General features: G+C 54.3%; 2 protein-coding genes and 1 pseudogene. 1 reads left to right on the top strand and 2 read right to left on the bottom strand.

Going from position 1 to position 2,527, the window contains the following annotated elements:
- Positions 1 to 94 precede the first annotated feature (94 nt).
- Positions 95 to 1,054, top strand: a complete 960-nt coding sequence (locus GEI7105_RS0113105) for an MDR/zinc-dependent alcohol dehydrogenase-like family protein (RefSeq protein ID WP_026097635.1) — start codon at positions 95 to 97, stop codon at positions 1,052 to 1,054.
- Positions 1,055 to 1,058: 4 nt separating this feature from the next.
- Here GEI7105_RS0113105 and GEI7105_RS30370 read toward each other — a convergent pair whose 3' ends face one another.
- Together GEI7105_RS30370 and GEI7105_RS39480 are read right to left on the bottom strand one after the other, a co-directional pair.
- Positions 1,059 to 1,964: an SPFH domain-containing protein gene (locus tag GEI7105_RS30370; RefSeq protein WP_017660911.1), complete on the bottom strand. Its 906-nt coding sequence runs from the start codon at positions 1,962 to 1,964 to the stop codon at positions 1,059 to 1,061.
- A gap of 377 nt (positions 1,965 to 2,341) precedes the next feature.
- Positions 2,342 to 2,527, bottom strand: a pseudogene (locus GEI7105_RS39480) (IS4 family transposase); the annotation flags it as partial.

Raw genomic sequence — 2,527 nt, 5'->3', positions numbered from 1 at the left:
AGGTTGAGAAGCAGGAAATCCTTGGTGTGAACCAGGGAATCTCCCTGCATACCCGATAGGGTTGCTGGGAGAGGATGTCAATCCCTATCGACTGATGAAAGCACTTTGGCTCGAAGATCGAACCCTGCAACTGCGGAGGGATTTACCCGTTCCCGAACCTCCTCCCGGCGAAGCGTTGGTGAAGGTGTTGCGAGCGGGAATTTGTAACACCGATTTAGAATTGTTGCGCGGTTACTATCCGTATCGCGGCGTTCTCGGTCACGAATTTGTCGGTCGAGTCGAACGGGGTTCTGACGCGTTGCTCGGACAGCGTGTCGTGGGGGAAATTAACGCGACTTGCGGTCGCTGTCGCTTTTGTCGCAGCGGACAGTCCACCCACTGCGAAAACCGTACCGTGTTGGGTATCGTCAACCGCAACGGTGCTTTTGCGGAGTACCTGACACTTCCAGAAGAAAACCTGTATCCCGTTCCCGAGTCGGTTTCGACAGACGAGGCCACGTTTACCGAACCCCTGGCGGCGGCGTTGGAAATTCAGCAGCAAGTTCCCCTCGACGCCAATTCTAAGGTGTTGGTAGTCGGAGACGGGAAGTTAGGGCTGTTAGTCGCTCAAAGTCTGGCGCTGACGGGGTGCGATTTGCTGGCGGTGGGACGACATCGGGAAAAACTCGGGCTGTTGGAGAATCGCGGGATTGCGACGGGTTTCGCCGATGCGGTCGTCGATCGCGCCTTCGATGTGGCCGTCGAATGTACGGGGAATCCTGAAGGTTTTGTGATCGCCCGTCGCGCTTTGCGTCCGAGGGGAACCCTGGTTCTCAAAAGCACCTACGCGGGAAATCTCAGTTTGGACGTTTCCTCGTTGGTGGTGGATGAAATTACGCTGGTGGGTTCCCGCTGCGGTCCGTTTCCCCAGGCGATCGATCTGTTGGCGAACCATCGGGTAGACGTAATGTCCTTGGTGTGCGATCGCTTTCCCCTGACGGAAGGACTCGCCGCGTTCGATCGCGCCCAGGAACGGGGAACGTTGAAGGTGTTGGTGGACGCCAGCGACGCTTAACCGTTTATTGGTTTTCCTGGGGTTGTGGGTTTCCCGCAGCCCCTAACTGCACGTTCGGCGTTTGCACGATGGGGGCTTCCTGACCGTTCCAGCGTTGAATCCGAGCCATCTCGATTTCCAATTGTCGGTATCTGAGATAGTTGGGATCGTTGGCGACGGAGGCGCGGATTTTTTCGGCTTCCGCTTCGCCTCGAGCTTTGGCGATTTCCGCTTGCGCTTCGGCTTCCGCTTGTCGCGCCCGGGCTTCGGCGGATTTCGCCCGCTGTTCGGCTTCAAACTGTTCGTCGATCGCCGCTTGAATGTTGGGCGGATATTGCGGTTTTCCCAGATATTCGAGGTTCTGGACGATGAGGAAGTTGAAGCTATCGGCGATGCAGGTTTCGACCCGGTTTAATAGGTCGATGCGCTGGTTTTGGTATTGAAACGGTGTTTGAATGTCGGCGTCCACCACCGCCCGGTTGAAGCAGCCTCGAACTTCGTCTCTTAGATGAGTTCGGACGAATTCTTCTGGGGACAGGCGATAGGTGGAATAGTAGGTTTTGATAAATTCGCCGTCGTTGGCTTTGTCGAACATCACGCCGATCGCCACGTCTTCTTCGACGGAGGTTCCTGCTACGGAAAAGCCGATCGCTTCGGGAACGGGACTTTGTTCGATCGTGCTGTTGGTAAAACTGTACTTGTTAACGAAGGTGGGAAACAGGACTAACTCTTGGTTGACGGGATTGTAGATGGCTCGACCGCCTTCGATGAATTCGGCGTTGTCTATTCCCCGACGTTCTTCGCTTCCGTATTGGTTGATGAGCAGTCCCACGTATCCGGCGGGAACTCGTTCGCCAATAATCGCGGTGCAGCCGCTGAGAGCGACTGTTGAAAGGGCAAAGCCGATAAGGGTTTTTTTGAGGAGTTTCATTTGAGTTGTCACCCCGAGGGGTTGGAAATTGAAACGTTAGGATTGAAAGTCTTCGGGATAGAGTTTGCGATCGTATAGACGAGAGAGTTCTTTGAGTTCTTCGATTTGGTTGGGGTTGTCGATGAAGGGCAAGCTGTTCCAAACATCGGGCAATTCTTCAAAGAGGTCTCGGTGGTTGGCGTGAAATCGTTTGACTTTTTCTTGTTTGCCTCGCCAATAGCTCCAGAGGTGAGTGGCAAGGGCGATCGATGCGATTAGAGAAATTCCAAAGGGAATCGGACCGTATTTTCGAGGAGTGGTGATGCCTTAGTGGTGCAGAAAACTCAGAAGGGTCATAGGGATTGACAAAAAGCAGCCGTTCTGGAGAGAAGAGAAAATCAAGCGGTAGAAACCCGAGCGAACTCAAGGCGGAGTTGCAGATGTCGTCGCTTGCGCCTCGAGGCACAAGCCGTAGGAGGATTGCACCTGGGTAGAGGTGTTAAGAGAGGATAGCCCAAGCCGAGATAAAGGCGACGCTGAATCTCGCGCAACCCCAGTTGTAGAAAGCTCAAACCGCGCTGACT

Origin of the sequence: Baaleninema simplex PCC 7105 (assembly GCF_000332355.1) — a bacterium.
In the GTDB taxonomy this organism is placed as follows: domain Bacteria; phylum Cyanobacteriota; class Cyanobacteriia; order Cyanobacteriales; family Geitlerinemataceae; genus Baaleninema; species Baaleninema simplex.
This window is presented reverse-complemented; position numbering and strand designations above follow the sequence as displayed.